The sequence below is a fragment of the Microcella frigidaquae genome, from assembly GCF_014200395.1.
Lineage (GTDB): Bacteria > Actinomycetota > Actinomycetes > Actinomycetales > Microbacteriaceae > Microcella > Microcella frigidaquae.
Genome location: NZ_JACHBS010000001.1, coordinates 1,190,122 through 1,209,906 on the forward strand (window position 1 = coordinate 1,190,122; position 19,785 = coordinate 1,209,906).

Here is a 19,785-nt window from a genome sequence, read left to right on the forward strand (position 1 = left end):
TGATCTCCAGAACTCGCTCGCAGCCAGCAAGAGAGTGCCGATTGCACCTATAGCGAGTACTGCGATACCAAGCCCAACTCCCCAACCGCGGGCTGAGTCCCATGGCGGCGCAAGAACGCCCCAAACGAGCAACGGCGAGGCCACCAGAGCGGTCAACCACGAGTAGATGGAAATGACTGCAAGAGTTCGAACGGCTCTCGTCGTCCTGTTCTGGGCCTCTACTTGGGCCTTCAGGAGTTTCACGATCTCATCGGAGAGCTCCAATTTTGACTCCCTTCTGGTTTCTAGGGACAGCGGGCTTGGTGTGAACTCAACCGATCACGAGTCCGGTGAAGTCACCTAACCGTTGCACGGTCCACGCTCAACGATTGCAGGATCCCGAGGGTCTCTGGAGCCATTGCGCAAGAACGGTCGAGCGACTTGCTGTGCATCAGCGCCCAGTTGGCGGTCGCCATCGGCGAGAGAGCCGCTAATGGTCACGATGGCGCTCACTGGATACCGCAACATTCGAGCCGGTCTAGTCATAGACTCGGCGGCGTGCCGCGCGGAACGGGATTCTCATGAGGCAGCATTCAGCAGGCACATGGCTGATATGTAGAGAGCCGCTCTCTAAACCCTCCCAAACTAGTCGATCACGTCGATTTGCGCGGTGTCTCTCACCTCGACTTGAGGCCGACCATCACCCTCGTACACGCTGAACTCTCCGCGGACCTCGAGCGTCCTGTCGAGGTACTCGGTTCGTGCCGTCTCTTCAGTGATGTACTCGCTCGAGGGGATGTAGATCTTGAATCCTTCCCCTTCTGCTTCCTCGATGAAGACCTGCTCACCGTTCGAATAGACGTTGGTAGCGAAGAAGCTGACGCAGACGTTCTCAAGAGATTCCACTCCGTCGGCCTCGTTGGCTGTGACAAAACTGGCCATTTCGGCGGCCTCGACACATTCACTCCCGGCGCGCTGATCTGAAAGGGTCTGACTCTCCGAGTTCGACGAATTGGAGATTGCCCAGACGGCTGTCGCGATGAGGGCAGAAACTGCAAGAAGACCAGCACCGACGATTAGTGGGCGACTCACTCCGCTGGGCACCGTTACTGCGGCATTGGCCCGCAACCTTGCTGACTCCGCAGCGACTTCCAGCTCTCGTTGCTTCGTGCGCTCGCGCTCGATCTCGAGTGCGAGCTGCATTCGTTCTGTCTCCAACTTCTGGGTCAGCCTTGCCACCCGCTCGCTCGCGAGCCTCTCAGTCTCCCGGAGCGACTCAAGTTCCGCTGCGAGATCGCGCAACTCGGAGACACCAGTACCAGCCCGGATCTTTTCCTCCAATTCCGTCACGCGGGTCTGCAAGTCAACAAGCCCGGTCGCCTGCTTGGAGGCCTCCTGGCTGACTTCGCCCACCTCTCGAGCCTTCTGCAGGCTCATGGCCGAAAGTGGGCTGAGATCCCGGAGCTCAGATACTTCGAAGAACGGAAGAACGGCATCGAGATCAAGAGCAGCCTCTAGACCTCGGGTGTTGATGAGGTCGTGCAGAACGTTCAAGTAGTCATCCGAATTGGCTATCCAGAAGTACCGCTGAAGTTGACCAGGTACCTTCCCGACAATCTGCGCGCCGCCGTGAAAGAGAACGCAACCGTAGACCGGGACCTCCACGCCAACGCGATCAACAAGGATGTCCTTCACCAGGCTGCTCTGGCGATGTAGCTGCTGACATGGGTTGACGCTCTTGCCACCCTTGACCTCGAACGACTTGCCGCTCCTGTCGGTCGCCATCCAACGGCCCCTACGGAACTCACCAGAGTCTCGTGGCAGGTACACCGTTGCATCTTCAGAGATGTTCTTGAAGTCAATGACCACCACGCAATGAGGAAGCACAAGAAGGACGTCGGGTTGAAGGCGCGGGGTCTCTCGTGCACGGGGATGACCAAGCAGGACGCCATCCAGGTTCTGCTGCTCAAACATCGCGGAGACACCCGCCGCGAACTTCCGGAAGAAACTCAGTTCGTACGGAGCAGAGGCCTGCCGAGAGCCTTGGAATACACGGAGTCCCATGTTGAGGACGCTACAGGTGAGCGCGTCAACTTTGTAGAAGGGGAATCGGAGCCGCCTAAGGGAATCGAACCCTTGACCTATTCATTACGAGTGAATCGCTCTGCCGACTGAGCTAAGGCGGCGCGCGCGGCGAGCCGCGGCACGGTGTGAAAGCTTAGCCGATTCCGCCTGTGTGCGCCGACGCGTCCTGTGCTGTCCGAAGACGCGAGAGTCAGCCCTGACAGACGAGCCCATCGACGGGCACGGTGCCCGAGATGAAGTACGCGTCGACCGCGTCGACGATGCACGGGTCGCCCTCGTCGTAGGCGATGTGTCCCTCGCCCACGTAGGTCAGCAGCACGCCGCTCTCGAGTTGCTCGGCCAGGGCCTCCGCCCACTGATACGGCGTCGCCGGGTCGCCCGTCGTGCCGACGACGAGAATCGGCGCGGCGCCCGTGCCGCTCACCGGGCCGAGCTCGCCCTCGAACTGGTACGGCCAGTTGGCGCACAGCACGTCACCGAGCGGCGAGGGGTCGGCCGTGGTCGGCGCGACGGCACGGATCTGCTCGTTCTGCTCGGCGATCACCGCACGGTCGGTCTCGACCGGGTAGTCGAGGCAGTTGATGGCGATGAAGGCCTCGAGGGAGTTGTCGATGTACTCGCCGTTCTCGCGCCCGTAGTAGAAGTCGGCCAGCAGGAAGCCCGTGTCGACGATGCCCGTCCGCAGCTCGGTGAACATCTGGCTGAGGAAGGACCAGGAGCCCTCGTCGTACAGGGCCGTGGCGATGGCGATGTCGAGCACGGCGCCGTCGAAGAACCGTCCGTCGTCAGCGGGGATCGGGTCGGCATCGAGCCGGTCGTACAGCGCGCGGACCAGTACGAGGCTCTCGTCGACCGAGCCGGGGAAGGGGCAGGCATCGGTCTCGGGGCACGCCTCGAGGTAGGCGCGCAGCGCGTTCTCGAAACCCTCCGACTGCGCGAGCACGACCTCGAAGGTGGTCGTCGTCGGGTCGGTCGCTCCGTCGAGCACGAGCCGCCCGACCTTCTCGGGGAACCGGTCGGCGTAGCGCGCGCCGATGTCGGTGCCGTAGGAGTATCCGAGGTAGTTCAGCTGGGCATCCCCCACGATCGCCCGCAGCATGTCGAGATCGCGCACGGTGCTGTTCGTGTCGACGAACTCGAGCAGCGGGCCTGTGTTCTCGGCGCAGGCCTCGGCAAAGGCGATGGAGCTCTCGGTGACCTCGGCCTCCCACTCCGGCGTGCCGAACTCCGCCTCGGGGATGCCGAAGATGAACTGGTCGAGATCGGCGGGGTCGGTGTAGCAGGCGACCGCGCTCGAGCGGCCGACGCCACGAGGGTCCCACCCGACGATGTCGAACTCGCGCTGCAGGTCGGCGCTGACCGCGAAGTCGACGCTGTCGCGCACGAAGTCGACGCCCGACGCGCCGGGGCCTCCGGGGTTGATGAACAGCGAGCCCTGCGACTGTCCCCCCGTCGCCGGGTGCCGCACGAGGGCCAGATCGATGTCGTCGCCCGCGCCGGGGTTCTCCCAGTCCAGCGGGGCCGTGGCCGTCGCGCACTGCGCACCCCCGCCGCAGTCCGTCCAGGTGAGCACCTGCGTGTAGTACGGCCGCAGCTCCTCGGCGACCTCCTCGCCGGTGGGGGTCGAGGTCTCGCCGCCGTTCACCAGGCCCTGCAGCCACGCCGGCACGCACGCGCTGAGCAGCAGGGCGGGCACGAGCACGAGCGCGGCGAGGGCAGCGGCCCGGCGGCCGGGCGCCACGCGGCAGCGCGAGGGACGGCGCGAGGGACGAAGGGCGGTGGGTCGGTCGGCTCCGGTCACGGGGCAGAGCCTAGCGCCGGCACCCTTCCCGCCGCCGTGATGAGCATCGCCTCGAGGGCCAGCTGCGGGGGCGTGTTGCCCTCGATGCGACGGCGGGCGACGGCGATCGCGTCGAGCGCCGCGAGCGAGCGCTCGGCGCTGCCGGCGCGGGACGCGAGCTCGAGGTCGCCGCGCACCGCCTCGTTGACCAGTTCGAGCCCGGAGCCGAGCTGCAGCATCAGCAGGTCGCGGTAGAGCGACATGAGGTCGACGAGCACGCGGTCGATGCCGTCGCGCACCGAGCGGGTCGCCCGGCGCTTCTGGTCGTCCTCCAGCGCTCGGAGGCTCGCGCGCAGCGCGGGCGGCACCGTCGCGCCCGGCTCGAGCCCCAGCGAGCGGAGGGCGGCGCTGCGCTCCTCCTCGTCGCGCTCGGCGGTCAGAGCCTTGGCGTCCTCGGTGGCGATCGCGACCAGTTGCTCGGCCGCGGCGACGGCACCGCTGACGCTCTGCACGCCGAGGGCGAGCTGCAGGGTGCGGGCGCGGCGCTCGCGCGCTTCGGGGTCGGTCGCCAGGCGCAGCGCCATGCCGATGTGCGTCTGCGCCTCACGGGCGGCGCGCTCGGCGAGCGCCGGCTCGATGCCGTCACGGCGCACGAGCAGCTCGGCGACCTCGGCGACGCTCGGCACGCGCAGCCGCACGACGCGCACGCGCGAGCGGATCGTCGGGATCAGATCGGCGGCGCTCGGTGCGCACAGCACCCAGACCGTGCGCGGCGGCGGCTCCTCCAGCGCCTTCAGCAGCACGTTCGACGTGCGCTCGGTCATGCGGTCGGCATCCTCGATGATGATGACGCGGTACGGGGCGATGCTCGGCGAGAACTGGCTCTGCGCGACGAGCTGCCGCACCTCCTCGATCGTGATGACGACCCGGTCGGTCGCGAGAACGGCGAGGTCGGGATGCGTGCGGGCCGCGACCTGCGCCGCGGTGCGCGCAGCCGCTGCGTGGTCGCCATCGGGCCCGCTGGAGGATCCCTGCAGCAGCGCGGTGGCGAAGGCGAACGCGAGGTTCGAGCGGCCCGAGCCGGGCGGGCCCGTGATCAGCCAGGAGTGGGTCATCGCCTCGGGGTCCGCAGCAGCATCCCGCAGCGCCGCGATGGCGGCCTCCTGGCCGGTCAGCTCCTCCCAGGCGGTCGTCATGCGGCCACCCTAACCGAGCAGGGCCGACACCCGGTCGCGGATGCTCGCCTGCAGCTCGTCGACCGGCCGGCTCGCCTCGAGCACGAGGAACCGCGCGGGCTCGGCGTCGGCCAGAGCGCGGTAGGCGTCGCGCACGCGCTCGTGGAACTCGCTCTGCTCGGCCTCGAGACGGTCGTACCGCGTGCGGCTGGAGTCGAGCCGTGCACGCCCGACCGCGGGGTCGAGGTCGAGCAGCACGGTGAGGTCGGGCAGCAGACCTTCGGTGGCCCATAGCGAGATGTCGCGCACCTCCCCGGGCTCGAGCACGCGGCCCGCGCCCTGGTAGGCGACGGAGGAGTCGAGGTAGCGGTCTTGCAGCACGACCTCGCCGCGCGCGAGCGCGGGGCGCACGAGCGTGGCGATGTGGTGCGCGCGGTCGGCGGCGTAGAGCAGGGCTTCAGCGCGCGGGGCGATGTAGCCGCGGCGGTGCAGGATGATCTCGCGCAGCTCGACCCCGAGGTCGGTACCGCCCGGTTCGCGCGTCTGCACGACCGTGCGGCCGCGCTCCTGCAGCCAGGCGGCGAGCGCCGCCATCTGCGTGGTCTTGCCCGAGCCGTCACCACCCTCGAGGGTGATGAACAGGCCGGGCGACGCCGCACTCACGCCACTCCTTCCGCGTCGCCGCTCATCGGTCGTCGCCCTTACTTCTTCGTCGTCCGCTTCGCCGGCGCCTTCGTGGCCCCGGCGGCCGGAGCACGCTTGACGGGCTTCTTGGCCGGGCCCTTGGCGCGCTTGTCGGCGAGCAGCTGCACGGCGCGGTCGAAGTCGATCTCCATCGGGTCCTCCCCGCGCGGCACGGTGGCGTTCGTCTCGCCATCGGTGACGTAGGGGCCGAAGCGGCCGTCTTTGAGCTTGATCGGCTTGCCGCTGACCGGGTCGGCGTCGAACTCCTTGAGCGCGCTCGACGCTTTGCGGGCACCGTACTTCGGCTCGGCGAACCGGGCGAGCGCCCCCGCGAGGTCGATGTCGAAGATCAGCTGCTCGCTGTCGAGCGATCGCGTGTCGGTTCCCTTCTTCAGGTACGGGCCGTAGCGGCCGTTCTGCGCGGTGATCGGCTCGCCGCTCTCGGGGTCGTCGCCGACGACGCGCGGCAGGTCGAGAAGCCGCAGGGCGGTCTCGAGGTCGACCTCAGCGGGCGACATCTCCTTGAAGAGGGATGCGGTGCGCGGCTTCTCGACGGGAGGCTTCTTGGCCGCGCGCTTCTTCGGTGCGGACAGCACTTCGCCCGTGGCGGGGTCGACCTGCTCGGCGGCGGGCTCGGTAGGAGCATCCGGCGCAGGCTCGGGGTCGACCTCAGTGACGTAGGGCCCAAAGCGGCCGTCTTTGACCACGACGTTCTTGCCGTTCGCGGGGTTCACACCCAGAACGCGGTCGCCGACGACCGGGGCGTTGACGAGCTCGATCGCCTTGGCGGGCGTGAGCTCGTCGGGCGCGAGATCCTGCGGCAGGTTGACGCGACGCGGCGTCGGGGCACCATCGGGCCCGGGCGCGGCGTCGGGCTCGACGACCTCGAGGTAGGGGCCGTACTTTCCGATGCGCAGCGTGATCGTGTCGGTGATCGGCATCGAGTTGAGGGCGCGGGCGTCGATCTCGCCCAGGTTGTCGACGACGGGCCGCAGACCCGGCTGGTGGTCGTCGCCGAAGTAGAAGCCCTTCAGCCACTCGGTGCGGTCGGCCTCCCCGTTGGCGATGCGGTCGAGGTCGGCCTCCATCTCGGCGGTGAAGTCGTACTCGACGAGGTCGGCGAAGTTCTCCTCCAGCAGGCGCACGACCGAGAAGGCGATCCAGTTCGGCACGAGGGCCGAGCCGCGCGGGGTCACGTAGCCGCGGTCGACGATGGTGGAGATGATCGCGGCGTAGGTGCTGGGGCGGCCGATGCCGCGCTCCTCCAGCGCCTTGACGAGGCTCGCCTCGGTGTAGCGCGCGGGCGGGCTCGTCTCGTGGCCCTTCGGCTCGACGTCGACGACGCTCAGCGTCTGGCCGACGATGAGCGGCGGCAGCTTGGCCTCCTCCGGCTCGGTCGACTCGGCGTCGCGCGCCTCGTCCTGGCCCTCCTCGTAGGCGGCGAGGAAGCCGCGGAAGGTGATGACGGTGCCGCTCGCGGCGAACTCGGCGGTCGTGTTCGCGGGCGTCGCGGCCTGCCCGGTGGGGCCGGCCTGGATGCTCACCGACGCGGTCTGCCCGCGAGCATCCGCCATCTGACTGGCGACGGTGCGCTTCCAGATCAGGTCGTAGAGCTTCCAGTCGTTGCCGCGCAGCGTGCCCTCGAGCTCGGCGGGAGTGCGGAAGACGTCGCCCGCCGGGCGCACGGCCTCGTGGGCCTCCTGCGCGTTCTTCGACTTGCTGGCGTAGACGCGGGGGCTGTCGGGAATGCTGTCGGCGCCGTAGAGCGCGGCGGCCTGGGAGCGGGCGGCGTCGACGGCCTGCTGCGACAGGGTCGTCGAGTCGGTGCGCATGTAGGTGATGTAGCCGTTCTCGTAGAGCGACTGCGCGATCGACATCGTCTGCCGTGCGGTGAAGCGCAGCTTGCGGCCGGCCTCCTGCTGCAGGGTCGAGGTGGTGAACGGGGCAGCGGGTCGGCGCGTGTAGGGCTTCGACTCGACGCTCGTGACGGTGACGGCGAGGGCCGGGTCGCGCAGCGCCTCGGCGAGCGAAGTCGCGAGGTGCTGGTCGAGGGCGATCGCGTCCGCGGCCTTCAGCTCGCCGCGGTCGGTGAAGTCGCGACCGGTGGCCACCTTCTTGCCGTCCAGGCGGGCGAGGCGCGCGGTGAACGGCGTGCTCGCGCCGGCAGGGGTGAGGGTCGTGTCGAGGTCCCAGTAGCTCGCGCTGACGAAGGCCAGGCGCTCGCGCTCGCGATCGACGACCAGGCGGGTCGCGGCCGACTGCACGCGGCCAGCGCTGAGGCCGGGGCCGACCTTGCGCCACAGCACGGGACTGACCTCGTAGCCGTACAGCCGGTCGAGGATGCGCCGGGTCTCCTGCGCGTCGACGAGCGCGGTGTCGAGCTCCCGGGTGGCGTCGACGGCGCGCTGGATCGCCTCCTGGGTGATCTCGTGGAACACCATCCGCTTGACCGGCACCTTCGGCTTCAGCACCTCGAGCAGATGCCACGCGATGGCCTCGCCCTCGCGGTCTTCATCGGTGGCGAGCCAGAGCTCGTCGGCCTCCTTGAGCGCGCGCTTCAGCTCGGCGACCGTCTTCTTCTTGGCGTCGGAGACGACGTAGTACGGCTCGAAGCCGTTGTCGACGTCGATGGAGAACTTGCCGAGCGGGCCCTTCTTGAGCTCCGGCGGCAGGTTCTTCGGCTCGACGAGGTCGCGGATGTGGCCGACCGATGCCTGCACCTCGTACTCGTCCCCGAGGTACTTGCCGATCGTCTTCGCCTTGGCAGGCGACTCGACGATCACCAGCTTCTTGCCCTGCGGCATCGTGCTCCTCTTAATGCGCCGATTCGACGCTGCTCGGTACATCCCTGTCTGTGTGGCGGGGGGATCGCATCCGCACCCCGACCGGTGCGCGGCCGATGCCGCGGTGAGCCACACGATACACAGGATTCACCGCACGTCTACTCCGCGAGGTCGGCGGCGCCCGCGCGCGCCGACCGTTCGACGGCGATGCCCAGGATGCTCGCACCGACCCGCACGGTCACCGCGAGCCCCTCGCTCGAGCAGTCGAGAAGCCGCGCGGAGTGCGCCGCGGCGACCCGCGCCGCCGCCGCGCACGGCTCCCCCGGAACCCAGCCGAGCAGCACGTCGCCGGCGGCGAGCGCGGCCGCATCCGCGGCGGCGGAGAGCTGCTGCCCGCGCGCCAGTGCGACGCCCGCGCCGACCAGCGCCAGTCCCGCGGCGAGCAGCACGGCGACCAGTCCGACGATGAGCACCGTGCCCGCCCCGTGGTCGGGGGGAGCCGGTGCGACCGGACGAGCGGGGATGCTCACCATCCCGCGTCGAGCGCGCACGATCGCCCGCTGACGATGATCGGAACGAGCAGCACGCGCTGCTCGACCGCGACGCTCGCGCAGATGAGCTCGTCGGGCCGCGAGACGGCGAGGCGCCCGCCGGGCACGGTGCGCTCGACGACGCGCTCGGCGCTCGCCACCGTTTCGCCCCGCCCGAGCAGTCGCGCAGCATCGGCGGCCGCGTCATGCGCGCGAAGCTGTGCGGTGGCCGCCCCGAGCCCGCCGAGGCAGGCCCCGAGCACGAGCACGACGACCGGCAGCCCGACCGCCAGCTCGGCCGTCACTGCGCCGATATCGGCGCGGTGCCCACCAGCACAGCCTGCGCCGGTATCGGCGCAGTGCCCACCAGCACAGCCTGCGCCGCGCCCGCCGCGACCTCTCACGCTCAGCCGCCGACGGTGAGGGCGGTGCGCACGAGGTCGGTGAGGATGCCCCGCACCTCGTCGCTCTGCATGATGACCACGAGCAGGCTCGCGAAGCCGACCGCGGCCATGGTGGCGATCGCGTACTCGGCAGTCGCGGCCCCACGGTCGTCGGCGGTCGGGCGGAGGCGCGGCAGCAGGCGCTGCGCGCGACGGAAGGGGGTGGAGGGGGTGGTCGTGCGGGTCATGGCTCGTCCGTTCGATCGAGCCCCCGAGGGGGCGGGATGGGCGGCACGAACGGTTCGATGATGCCGCGATCCCGCATCCGTCGGGAGCAAGCCGGAGGATGGGCGGCGGCCCGTGTCACGGCGCGCCCGCTGTGGAGGACAGCAGCCCGATGAGCATCGGCACGACGCCGATCAGCAGGAACGCGGGCAGGATGCACGCGCCGAGCGGCAGCATGAGCCGCACGCCGAGCGCCTCGGCCGTCTCGCGGGCGGCCGCCCGGGCGCGCGCCCGCAGCTCGGCGGCCTCGGTACGGGCGAGCTCGCCGAGGGGTGCGCCCGCGCGGCGTGAGAACGCGGCCAGGTCAGCGATGGCGGCGAGGTCGGGGTCGAGAGCGCCGCCCGCGGCGAGCTCGGGATGCGCGGCCCGCAGCTCCGCGGCGACGAGGGCGACCGCGCGCTCGGGCGAGGCTCCCCCGCCGGCGGCGACGGCGAGCAGGTCGAGCGCCAGGCCCGTGGTCGGCGCGGGTGGCTCGGCGGCGCGCAGGAGGCGCCGCATCCAGCGCCGGGCGACGACCACGAGCGCGCCGCCCGCGACGAGCGCGGCCGCGCCGAGCGGAGAGGCGAGCGCGCCGACCAGGTCGACACCCATGAGCAGGGCCAGCAGGAGCGCGATCGCCGGCAGCAGCAGCACGATCGATGCCGTCGAGCGCGGCCCGGCGAGCGCGATGCGGATGTCGCGGCGGGCCGCCTCCCGATCGCGCAACCCCTCGGCGAACGCACGCAGGGCCGGCGCGAGCGGGGCGCCGCTCGTCTCCGCCACCCGCCAGGCGGCGGCGGTCGAGCGCCAGGCGGCCAGCCCATCGGCGCCCGCGACGGTTGCGCGGCGCGAGCGCGACGCGACGACCCTCAGCGCGACCTCGACCAGCGCGACCGGCACGGCGTCACCCTGGGCGACGCGCGCCCCCACGGCGGCGACCGTCGCGTCGGCGGAGGCCTCCCCGACGTGCGCCCACGCGGTGCGCGGTGAGAGCCCCGCCCCGATCAGCACGGCGACGCGCTGCAGCGCCGCGGCGAGCGCGGCCTCGGGCTCGGCGCCCGCGTCAGCGCCGGCCTCAGCGCCGGCCTCCGTCATCCCTGCTCCCCCTCGGCGGGGACGACGACGAGCCGTTCCCGCGCGTCGAGCACGAAGCGCCCGATCGCGGCGGTGCGACGGCCGTCGGCTCCGCGGGCGAGATGCACCACGAGATCGATGGCGCTCAGCACCTGCCGCGCGAGCGCGGCGGGAGGCAGCCCGGCGATGAGGCCGATCGCCTCGAGCCGGGCGGCGACATCGGTGAGCGAGTTGGCGTGCAGGGTGCCCGCTCCCCCGCGGTGGCCGGTGTTGAGGGCGGCGAGGAACTCGCGCACCTCCGCCCCGCGGCACTCGCCGACGACCAGTCGATCGGGCCGCATCCGCAGCGCCTCGCGCACCAGGCGCGCGAGGTCGACACCACCGGCGCCCTCGATGTTCGGCTGCCGGCACTCGAGCCCGACGACGTGCGGATGCTCGACCGGCGCCTCGGCGACGTCCTCGATGAGCACGATGCGGTCGGTGGGCGGCGCGGCGCTCAGCCAGGCCGCCATGAGGGTGGTCTTGCCGCTGCCGGTGGCGCCGGCGAACAGCACGGTGCGCCGCTCGAGCAGGGCGCCGTGCAGTGCGGCGAGCACCGCAGGCTCGAGCCCCCAGCCCGCCAGGGTGACCCGGTCGACGCGCGGCAGCCGCAGCGAGATCGCGGTGCCCGCCCACGCGACCGGGGGCAGAACGACGTGCGCCCGGATGCCCGCGCCCAGCCGCACGTCGGCGCTCGGGCTCGCCTCGTCGACGTGGCGGCCGCCCGCGGCGATGATGCCGACGGCCAGGGCTCGCGCGGCCTCGGGGAGCAGCCGCAGGCCCGGCTCGCGCTCGACGCCCGCACCGCGGTCGGCCCAGACGCCGCCGTCAGGTGTCACGAACACGTCGGTCGCCACCGGGTCGGCAGCGAGCGCGGCGAGCGGCCCGAGCGCCGCGCGCACCGGCGGCGCGAGGGGCCGCTCGCGCGGCACGCCGGCGACGGGCACGAAGGGCTGCACGACCGCAGGGTCGCGCGGGAGAGTCCGGTGCCGAGGGCGCGCCCCGCTTCCGGGGCCGGAAACACCGACGGCCCCTCGTGGGGAGGGGCCGTCGGGACGTCGGGGGCGGTGCCCGCATTGGGGGGAATCGGGCACCGCCACAGCAACACGTGATTGGGGGGAATCGGTCGTGCTGCCAAAGTCAGGCTTGCTGCTGACAGGTCAAGTGTAGGGCGGGGAAATCTCAGGTCAAGCGAATTCGCCCCCCCAGAATGTCCTCCATAGGGAGGACTCAGCAAAATGTCCCCCGGCGGGGGGACAGAATCGCGGGTCGAACACCGCACCGGCGGCCCCCTATGCTTATGCCACCTCTGTTTCGAAGTCGGCAGACCAGGCCAGTCCGCTTCACATCGACCAAGGATGACGATGTCCACGACCTCGATCGACAGCCTCCTGCACGAAGACCGGCGCTTCCCGCCGAGCCCCGAGTTCGCCGCGGCCGCGGTGGCCCAGCCCGGGATCTACGACGAGGCCCGCGCCGACCGGCTCGCCTTCTGGGCGGCCCGGGCCCGCGAGCTGCACTGGCAGACCCCGTTCACCGAGACCCTCGACTGGTCGAACCCGCCGTTCGCGCGCTGGTTCGCCGACGGCACGCTGAACGTGGCCGAGAACTGCCTCGACCGCCACGTCGCCGCCGGTATCGGCGACCGCGTCGCCATCCACTGGGAGGGCGAGCCCGGCGACAGCCGCAGCATCACCTACGCCGAGCTCACCCGCGAGGTGAAGCGCGCCGCCAACATGCTCGCCGGTCTCGGCATCGGCCAGGGCGACCGGGTGGCGATCTACTTGCCGGTAATCCCCGAGGCGGTCATCGCCATGCTCGCCGTGGCGCGCCTCGGCGCGATCCACTCGGTGATCTTCGGCGGGTTCAGTGCCGAGAGCATCCGGGCGCGCGTCGAGGATGCCGATGCCACGCTCGTCATCACCGCCGACGGCGGCTGGCGCAAGGGCAAGGTCTTCCCGCTCAAGGGCGCCGTCGACGCCGCGCTCGCCGCCGGCGAGACGAGCGTGAAGAACGTGCTCGTCGTGCGCCGGGGCGAGAACGAGGTCGACTGGACCGACGGCCGTGACCTGTGGTGGCACGAGCAGCTCGAGGGCGTCTCCGACGAGCACGAGCCGGAGGGCTTCGAGGCCGAGAACCCGCTCTTCATCCTGTACACGAGCGGCACGACCGGGAAGCCGAAGGGCATCCTCCACACCAGCGGCGGCTACCTCACCCAGGCGGCGTTCACGCACAAGAACGTCTTCGACCTCAAGCCCGAGACCGACGTCTACTGGTGCACCGCCGATGTCGGCTGGATCACCGGCCACAGCTACGTCGTCTACGGACCGCTCGCCAACGGCGCGACGCAGGTGCTGTACGAGGGCACGCCCGACACGCCGCATCCGGGCCGCTGGTGGGAGATCATCCAGAAGTACGGGGTGAGCATCTTCTACACGGCGCCGACGGCGATCCGCTCGTTCATGAAGCTTGGGCGGGAGATCCCGCAGTCGTTCGACCTGTCGAGCCTGCGCGTGCTCGGCTCCGTCGGCGAGCCCATCAACCCCGAGGCCTGGGTCTGGTACCGCGAGATCATCGGCGGCGGCACGACCCCCGTCGTCGACACCTGGTGGCAGACCGAGACCGGCGCGATCATGATCAGCGCCCTGCCCGGCATCACGGTCGCCAAGCCGGGCTCGGCCCAGGTGCCCATGCCGGGCATCAGCGTCGACGTGCTCGACGAGGAGGGCGTGCACGTCGGCAAGGAGGCGGGCGGCCTGCTCGTCATCACCGAGCCGTGGCCGAGCATGCTGCGGGGCATCTGGGGCGACCCCGAGCGGTTCCGCGACACGTACTGGTCGAAGTTCGCGCACCTGCCGAACGGCCCGCTGTACTTCGCCGGCGACGGTGCGCACCTCGACGCCGACGGCGACGTGCAGCTGCTGGGCCGCGTCGACGACGTGATGAACGTCTCGGGCCACCGGCTGTCGACGATGGAGATCGAGTCGGCTCTCGTCTCGCATCCGATCGTCGCCGAGGCGGCCGTCGTCGGCGCGAGCGACGAGACCACCGGTCAGGCGGTCGTCGCCTTCGTGATCCTGCGGGCGAAGAAGGCCGGCAGCGTCACCGCGACCGAGGCGAGCACGATGCTGCGGCAGCACGTCGCCGAGCAGATCGGCGCCATCGCCCGGCCGCGCGAGGTGTTCGTCGTCGCCGAGCTGCCGAAGACCCGCTCGGGCAAGATCATGCGGCGCCTGCTGCAGGACATCGCCGAGGGACGCGAGATCGGCGACACGACGACGCTCACCGATGTGAACGTCGTGCAGTCGATCCGCGGCACGCTCGACTGAGCCGCCGCCGCTCCGAGAGGGACGCCTCCGAAGCGAACACCCCCGGCCTCGGGCCGGGGCTGTTCGCGCGTGCAGAAGGGGGAGACGCGAGCGGAGGGACGCGCGCTAGGCGAACTCGACGATCAGCTCGACCTCGACCGGAGCATCCAGCGGCAACACCGCGACACCGACGGCGCTGCGCGCGTGCTGGCCGCGCTCGTCGAAGATCTCCCCGAGAACGGTCGACGCGCCGTTCGCGACCGCCGGCTGGCCGGTGAAATCCGGTTCCGAGGCGACGAAGACGACGACCTTGACGATGCGGGTGACGCGGTCGAGCGAGCCGATGGCGCCCTGCACGGCGGCGAGGGCGTTGAGCACGGCGGTGCGCGCGTACCCCGCGGCGTCCTCGGCCGCGACCTCCGCGCCGACCTTGCCGGTCGCCGGCAGCGCGCCGTCGACGAAGGGCAGCTGCCCCGCCGTCATGACGAGATTGCCGGTCGCGACGGCGGGGACGTAGGCGGCGACGGGCTTCGTCACCGGGGGGATGCTGATGCCGAGCTCGCTCAAGCGAGCTTCGATCGCGCTCACGCCGAGACCTCCTCGACCGGACGCTTCAGGTAGGCCACGAGCCCGCCCTCCGGGCCCTGGACGACCTGCACGAGCTCCCAGCCCTCGCTGCCCCAGTTGTTGAGGATCGCCTGGGTCGTGTGGATCATGAGGGGGGTCGTCACGTACTCCCAACGGGTCACCATAGGCTCCATTCAGGGGGGTCATAAGGGCAGTGGCGTACCCTTGATCATATGTCTGCCCAGAATCAGAAGGTCACCGGTGTGCTCGGCGCGATCGCCGGCATGGTCGGTCTCAGCGCCGTCGCGGGTGTTCTCGTGACCGTCATGGTCACTCCCGCGCTCGCTGTCACGGGGATGGCCGCGAGCAACACCATCGGCATCTTCGAGAGCCTGCCCGAGTATCTGCGGATCAACGAGCAGACGCAGCGCAACGTCCTCTACGCGCAGCGCACCTCCGACCCGGCCGACGGCTACCGCGCGATCGCCACCGTCTACGCGGAGAACCGCGAGGAGGTCGGCTGGGACGAGGTCTCGCAGTACATCAAGGACGCCACCGTCGCCGGCGAGGACCGCCGCTTCTACGAGCACAACGGCGTCGATGTCCAGTCGATCGTGCGCGCCGCCGTCGGCAACGCCGTCTCGGGCGGCATCGAGTCGGGCGCATCGACGCTCACCATGCAGCTGGTGAAGAACATCTTCATCACCGAGGCCCTCAAGGCCCCGACGCTTGAGAAGCGCGACGAGCTGATCGCGCAGGCGCAGGAGCAGACGCTCGAGCGCAAGCTGCAGGAGGCCAAGTTCGCGATCGGCCTCGAGAAGGACTACACGAAGGACGAGATCCTCCTCGCGTACCTGAACATCGCCGGATTCGGCGGCAACACCTACGGCATCCAGGCAGCCGCGCAGCAGTACTTCGGCGTGCCGGCCTCCGAGGTGACCATCGCACAGGCGGCGAGCCTCATCGCGATCGTGCAGCAGCCCGGCGCCCGCTCGCTCGGCACGCCCGAGAACTACGCGGCCAACCAGAAGCGCCGCGACGTGATCCTCGGCTTCATGTACGGCGAGGGCTACATCACCGAGGCCGAGTACCGCGAGGCGATCGCGATCCCGGTCGACGAGGAGTTCGTGCAGATCAACCCGCCGCAGAGCGGCTGCTTCGCCGCGCACCCGCGCGCGAAGTTCTTCTGCGACTACGTCATCAACTCGGTCAAGGACTTCGAGGCGCTCGGTGCGACCGAGGAGGAGCGTCTCGAGGCATGGCACCTGGGCGGCTACGACGTGTACACCACCCTCAACCTCTCGCTGCAGAACGCGACGCAGGAGCGCATGTGGGAGGTCGTCCCGGCGAACGTCTCCCAGACCAACCTCGGCGGCGTCGCCGTGCAGGTCGAGAACGGCACGGGCCGCGTGCTGTCGATGGCGATCAACAAGCGCTTCGACAACCGCAGCCCCGACTTCGGGGGCGGCAAGCCCGGCACAACGGCCGTGAACTACGCGACCGACCGCGACTACGGCGGGTCGAGCGGCTTCCAGGTCGGATCGACCTACAAGATCTTCACGCTGCTCGAGTGGCTCGAGCAGAACCGGGGCCTGCGCGAGGTCGTCGACACGACGCGCAACCGGCTGCAGAACAGCGCGTTCCGGGACACCTGTGAAGATGGTGGCGGCCCCCACGGCGGCCCCTGGAACGTCGGCAACTTCGGACCGGCGGCCCCCGCGCTCTCCGTCTGGGATGCCACGGTGCAGTCGGTGAACACGGCGTTCGCCGCGATGGCCGAGCAGCTCGACCTGTGCGAGATCCGCCGGACGGCGGAGGCGATGGGCGTGCACCGCGCCGACGGCGATCCCCTGCAGACGAACCCCTCGGCGATCCTCGGCACTAACGAGATCGCTCCGCTCACGATGGCCGCGGCCTACGCGGCGATCGGCAGCGGCGGAATCTTCTGCGAGCCGATCATCGTCGACCGCTTCATCGACCGCGACGGCAAGGAGCTGAAGGGTCAGGAGCAGGAGTGCCGGCGTGCGCTCTCGGAGGAGGTGGCCGCAGCCGCCACCGGCCCGATGCGCGATGTCTTCGGCCTCGGAACCGCCCGGACCTCCGTCGTCGGCGACGGGATCCCCCTAATCGGCAAGACCGGAACCACCGACGCCGCCGTCCACACCTGGATGGCGGGCGGCAGCACCAAGGTCACGACGGTCGTGTGGGTCGGCAATGTGGTCGGGCAGTACAACATCACGTTCCTTCCCGCCGGCACCCTGATGCGCCACAACGTGTTCCGCATCGCGCAGGCGGAGGCCAACCGGCAGTATGGCGGCGGGCAGTTCCCGGCCGTTCCGGCACGGCTGCTCAACGGGTCGGGCGTGACCCTGCCGGACGTCGCCGGACTCACCGCCGAGCAGGCGAAGGACCTCCTGGAGGGCCTCGGCTTCCGCTTCGAGATCGGCAAGCGGGTCGACTCCGATCTGGCCGAGGGCCTCATCGTCACCTCCTCGCCGAAGCCGGGTACCCTGCTGGCCCGCGGCCAGACCGTGAAGGTCTCGATCAGCCGCGGCAACCTCATCGTGGTCCCGACCGTGTCGAGAGGCGATCTGACCGCGCCCGACGCGATCGCCGCCCTCAACGCGGCCGGGTTCCTCACGATCAGCGAGATCTGCCAGGAGCTCCCGGCGGACTCGCCGCCGGAGAAGGACAACATCGTGGTCGACCAGACGCCGAAGGGCGGGGCGAAGGTGAAGTTCGGCACGGCCGTCACCATCACCGTCGAACGCCTGGACTGCGGATGAGTCGAGCAGTCCGGGCCGCGGCCGTCGCCTCCCTCGGGATCGCGGCGGCCGCGGCCGTCTACGGGACGCTGATCGAGCGGAAGGCGTACCGGGTGCGCCGCGAGGTCGTGCCCGTCCTCTCCCCCGGCGCCGACCCGATCCGCGTGCTCCACCTCAGCGACCTCCACCTCGCACCGTGGCAGCGGGACAAGATCGAGTGGGTGCGCTCGCTCGCCGACCTGAAGCCCGATCTGGTGATCGACACGGGCGACAATCTGGGGCATCCGGATGCCCTGCCGGCGCTCGCGGAGGCACTCAGCGCCTTCGACGGCGTGCCCGGTGCTTTCGTGCACGGGTCGAACGACTACTTCGCCCCCACCCCGAAGAACCCGCTCGCCTACCTGACCGGGCCGTCGAAGGGCGAGACCGCCACCGCGACGCGGCTCGACATCGAGGCGCTCGAGGCTCTGCTGCGCGACCGGCTCGGCTGGATCCCGCTCAACAACGCGGTCGGGCAGCTCACCGTCAACGGCACGATCCTCGACCTGATGGGCACCAACGACGCCCACCGCGGCTGGGACCGCCTCGACCGCCTGCCGGCGATGATGGATGCCCTGCGCGAGCTCGACGAGGACGACACCGATGACCCGGCCGTGGTCCTCGGGGTGACGCACGCGCCGTACCAGCGTGTGCTCAACGCCTTCACCACCCAGCGCGCCGACGTGATCTTCGCCGGGCACACCCACGGCGGCCAGGTCTGTGTTCCCGGAGTGGGAGCGCTGGTCACCAACTGCGACCTGCCGCGCGACCGCGCCCGTGGGCTGTCGGTGTGGCACCACGCCCATCAGGCCTCGTACCTGAACGTCTCGGCGGGGCTCGGCACATCGATCTACGCGCCCATCCGGTTCGCCTGCCCGCCCGAGGCGGTGCTCGTGACACTGGTGGGCGACGACATCGGCTATTCTTGACGGGTTGCCCGCTCTCGAGCGGGCGGCACCGGGGTATGGCGCAGCTTGGTAGCGCGCGTCGTTCGGGACGACGAGGCCGCAGGTTCAAATCCTGTTACCCCGACACTGTCCTGTCTCAGGACATAGGAAACCCTCGAACCTATTGGTTCGGGGGTTTCCTTCGTTTCTGGGGGCCTTTCGGTCGTCCGGTGGGCTGATAGTCGCGGCTGGTGTCGATGGTGAGCTCGCGCAGCAGCTCGCCGGTTGCGGCGTTGATCACGGTGACGTCGAGGTCGTTGACGAGCACGAGAACGTGGGTTCCGGTGTGGGTTCGTCCGATGCCGATGTGGTGCAGTCTGCTGGCGATGCGCAGGGTGATGCAGCCGGTCTTGTCGATGCGGTCGTGGCGGATGCGCGTGTGGTGGTCGGCGTCTCGTGCGCCGGGGGTCGGGGAGGCTTTCGGTAAGGCTTGGTAGCGGGCTGCGGGGGTCGCGTGGTGGGGCAGGGACCGATGCGGGCGGCGAAAGTTGTATTCCTCGACGAACTCATCCAGCAGCTGTTGCAGCTGCTGAAGCGTCGCCGGTTGCGGGGTCTGCGCTCGGAGCCAGTTCTTCATCGTCTGCTGGAACCGTTCGACCTTGCCCTGCGTTTGCGGGTGCGAGGGGGAGCCGTTCTTCTGCACGATGTTCCGGTTTCGCAGTTCCGTTTCGAAGGCGTTGCGGCCTCCTCGGCGCCCGTATCCGGAGTGCTTGACGGTGAAGATCATGCCGTTGTCGGTCAGCGTTGACGCGGGATCGCCGTGCTTTTCGGCGGCAGCTCGGAAGGTGGTGACCACGATCGGGGTGGTGACCGCCTGGTGGGCGGTCACCGAGAGGGCGAGGCGGGTGCAGTCATCCAGCCAGGTCAGGATCTCGGCGTTCGCGCCGTCGCCGTCGCCGTCGCCGTCGCCGTCGAGACGATAGTGGGTGACGTCGGACTGCCAGCGTTCGTTGGGCAGCGCGGCTTCGAAGCGGACATAGGAGGACTTGGGGCGTTTCTTCGGTTCGGGCTCGATGAGGCCTTGCCGTTTCAGGGTGCGCCAGATCGTCGCCGGCGATACGACCGTGTCGTGGTGGTGGTGCAGGTGCCAGGCGATGGTGTGGGCGCCGGCGTCGAGACCTTTCCGCGTGAGCTGCTCGCGCAGCTGCACGATCAGCTCAACAGTGGTCGGAGGGATCGCGTTCGGGGTGGTGCGGGGGCGGCGGGAGCGCGGCTCCAGCGCCGCGTCGCCGTCGATGCGCCAGCGGGCCATGAGTTTTGACACCCATCCGGGTGAGACGCCGTAGGTGCGGGCGGCTTCGGCTTGGGTCAGGCCCTGGATGGTGATGGCGGTGATGATCAGGCGCGCTTTGGACACGTCCTTGAGGGTGTCGGGATGTTTCC

At 70.1% G+C, this 19,785-nt stretch carries 16 protein-coding genes and 2 tRNA genes; 4 read left to right on the forward strand and 14 right to left on the reverse strand.

Annotated elements, in window-relative coordinates; genetic code table 11:
• Positions 1 to 624: 624 nt before the first annotated feature.
• The 11 genes from BJ959_RS05915 to BJ959_RS05965 all read right to left on the reverse strand — a co-directional run bounded on the left by BJ959_RS05915 (position 625) and on the right by BJ959_RS05965 (position 11,735).
• Positions 625 to 2,043 (reverse strand): NERD domain-containing protein, encoded by a 1,419-nt coding sequence (locus BJ959_RS05915; protein WP_153982951.1) that lies wholly within the window; start codon positions 2,041 to 2,043, stop codon positions 625 to 627.
• A 49-nt stretch (positions 2,044 to 2,092) separates the two neighbouring features.
• Positions 2,093 to 2,165: transfer RNA gene (locus BJ959_RS05920), tRNA-Thr, on the reverse strand.
• 89 nt (positions 2,166 to 2,254) lie between these two features.
• Complete coding sequence (locus tag BJ959_RS05925) at positions 2,255 to 3,865, reverse strand: alpha/beta hydrolase (protein WP_341800048.1); 1,611 nt, start codon at positions 3,863 to 3,865, stop codon at positions 2,255 to 2,257.
• Positions 3,862 to 5,040 (reverse strand): DNA polymerase III subunit delta', encoded by a 1,179-nt coding sequence (locus BJ959_RS05930; RefSeq protein ID WP_153982950.1) that lies wholly within the window; start codon positions 5,038 to 5,040, stop codon positions 3,862 to 3,864. The genes BJ959_RS05925 and BJ959_RS05930 overlap by 4 nt, the downstream gene beginning before the upstream one ends.
• A gap of 9 nt (positions 5,041 to 5,049) precedes the next feature.
• On the reverse strand, positions 5,050 to 5,682 hold the full coding sequence (gene tmk / locus BJ959_RS05935; protein WP_153982949.1) for a dTMP kinase: 633 nt from the start codon (positions 5,680 to 5,682) through the stop codon (positions 5,050 to 5,052).
• Positions 5,683 to 5,720: 38 nt separating this feature from the next.
• Positions 5,721 to 8,507 carry a type I DNA topoisomerase gene (topA, locus tag BJ959_RS05940; protein ID WP_153982948.1) on the reverse strand — a complete coding sequence of 929 codons (2,787 nt, stop codon included), beginning with the start codon at positions 8,505 to 8,507 and terminating at the stop codon, positions 5,721 to 5,723.
• Between the two features lie 137 nt (positions 8,508 to 8,644).
• Positions 8,645 to 9,016 (reverse strand): Rv3654c family TadE-like protein, encoded by a 372-nt coding sequence (locus BJ959_RS05945; protein ID WP_341800047.1) that lies wholly within the window; start codon positions 9,014 to 9,016, stop codon positions 8,645 to 8,647.
• Entirely contained in the window at positions 9,013 to 9,321 is a 309-nt protein-coding gene (locus BJ959_RS05950) for a TadE family type IV pilus minor pilin (protein WP_153982947.1), read from the reverse strand. Before BJ959_RS05950 ends, BJ959_RS05945 begins: the two co-directional genes overlap by 4 nt.
• 101 nt (positions 9,322 to 9,422) lie before the next feature.
• Positions 9,423 to 9,647: a DUF4244 domain-containing protein gene (locus BJ959_RS05955; protein ID WP_153982946.1), complete on the reverse strand. Its 225-nt coding sequence runs from the start codon at positions 9,645 to 9,647 to the stop codon at positions 9,423 to 9,425.
• Positions 9,648 to 9,762: 115 nt separating this feature from the next.
• On the reverse strand, positions 9,763 to 10,758 hold the full coding sequence (locus BJ959_RS05960; RefSeq protein ID WP_153982945.1) for a type II secretion system F family protein: 996 nt from the start codon (positions 10,756 to 10,758) through the stop codon (positions 9,763 to 9,765).
• Positions 10,755 to 11,735 carry a TadA family conjugal transfer-associated ATPase gene (locus BJ959_RS05965; protein WP_341800046.1) on the reverse strand — a complete coding sequence of 327 codons (981 nt, stop codon included), beginning with the start codon at positions 11,733 to 11,735 and terminating at the stop codon, positions 10,755 to 10,757. Before BJ959_RS05965 ends, BJ959_RS05960 begins: the two co-directional genes overlap by 4 nt.
• Before the next feature lie 405 nt (positions 11,736 to 12,140).
• On the opposite strand from BJ959_RS05965, the gene acs reads away from it, so the two are divergent.
• A complete protein-coding gene (gene acs, locus BJ959_RS05970; RefSeq protein WP_153982944.1) occupies positions 12,141 to 14,105 on the forward strand; it encodes an acetate--CoA ligase in 1,965 nt (654 codons plus the stop codon).
• A 105-nt stretch (positions 14,106 to 14,210) separates the two neighbouring features.
• On the opposite strand, the gene BJ959_RS05975 is transcribed toward acs, so the two are convergent.
• Both BJ959_RS05975 and sp36 read right to left on the reverse strand, forming a co-directional pair.
• On the reverse strand, positions 14,211 to 14,672 hold the full coding sequence (locus BJ959_RS05975; RefSeq protein WP_153982943.1) for an Atu1372/SO_1960 family protein: 462 nt from the start codon (positions 14,670 to 14,672) through the stop codon (positions 14,211 to 14,213).
• On the reverse strand, positions 14,669 to 14,836 hold the full coding sequence (gene sp36 / locus BJ959_RS12625; RefSeq protein ID WP_153982942.1) for a Sp36 family protein: 168 nt from the start codon (positions 14,834 to 14,836) through the stop codon (positions 14,669 to 14,671). Before sp36 ends, BJ959_RS05975 begins: the two co-directional genes overlap by 4 nt.
• A 48-nt stretch (positions 14,837 to 14,884) precedes the next feature.
• Between sp36 and BJ959_RS05985 the strand changes: the two genes are divergently transcribed.
• The 3 genes from BJ959_RS05985 (at position 14,885) to BJ959_RS05995 (ending at position 18,487) form a co-directional block, all read left to right on the forward strand.
• On the forward strand, positions 14,885 to 17,437 hold the full coding sequence (locus tag BJ959_RS05985) for a transglycosylase domain-containing protein (protein WP_153982941.1): 2,553 nt from the start codon (positions 14,885 to 14,887) through the stop codon (positions 17,435 to 17,437).
• Positions 17,434 to 18,384, forward strand: a complete 951-nt coding sequence (locus BJ959_RS05990) for a metallophosphoesterase (RefSeq protein WP_153982940.1) — start codon at positions 17,434 to 17,436, stop codon at positions 18,382 to 18,384. Before BJ959_RS05985 ends, BJ959_RS05990 begins: the two co-directional genes overlap by 4 nt.
• A 29-nt stretch (positions 18,385 to 18,413) precedes the next feature.
• A tRNA-Pro gene (locus BJ959_RS05995) sits at positions 18,414 to 18,487 on the forward strand.
• Positions 18,488 to 18,523: 36 nt separating this feature from the next.
• Here BJ959_RS05995 and BJ959_RS06000 read toward each other — a convergent pair.
• Entirely contained in the window at positions 18,524 to 19,759 is a 1,236-nt protein-coding gene (locus tag BJ959_RS06000; RefSeq protein ID WP_183321904.1) for an IS481 family transposase, read from the reverse strand.
• Between the last annotated feature and the right edge of the window lie 26 nt (positions 19,760 to 19,785).